The following is a 410-nucleotide window of genomic DNA, read 5'->3' on the forward strand; positions in this document are numbered from 1 at the left end:
TGATTGGGGTGAAGTCGTAACAAGGTAGCCGTATCGGAAGGTGCGGCTGGATCACCTCCTTTCTAAGGATATATTCGGAACACCTCATAGAGGTGAAGGAATAACGTGACATATTGTATTCAGTTTTGAATATTTATAATAAGCATTCAACGATTTAATGGGCCTGTAGCTCAGCTGGTTAGAGCGCACGCCTGATAAGCGTGAGGTCGGTGGTTCGAGTCCACTCAGGCCCACCATTAAATACTTGAATAGATGGGGGCTTAGCTCAGCTGGGAGAGCGCCTGCTTTGCACGCAGGAGGTCAGCGGTTCGATCCCGCTAGTCTCCACCATTAAATGATTGTACATTGAAAACTAGATAAGTAAGTAAATTAGATTTTACCAAGCAAAACCGAGTGAATTAGAGTGTTAA

General features: G+C 44.6%; 2 tRNA genes and 1 rRNA gene. All 3 read left to right on the top strand.

Annotated elements, in window-relative coordinates:
• Window positions 1-62, top strand: a 16S ribosomal RNA gene (locus CD147_RS09585); the annotation flags it as partial.
• Between the two features lie 97 nt (window positions 63-159).
• A tRNA-Ile gene (locus tag CD147_RS09590) sits at window positions 160-236 on the top strand.
• Window positions 237-254: 18 nt separating this feature from the next.
• Window positions 255-330: transfer RNA gene (locus CD147_RS09595), tRNA-Ala, on the top strand.
• The last annotated feature ends 80 nt before the right edge of the window (window positions 331-410 follow it).

Origin of the sequence: Staphylococcus devriesei (assembly GCF_002902625.1) — a bacterium.
GTDB classification, from domain to species: Bacteria; Bacillota; Bacilli; order Staphylococcales; family Staphylococcaceae; genus Staphylococcus; species Staphylococcus devriesei.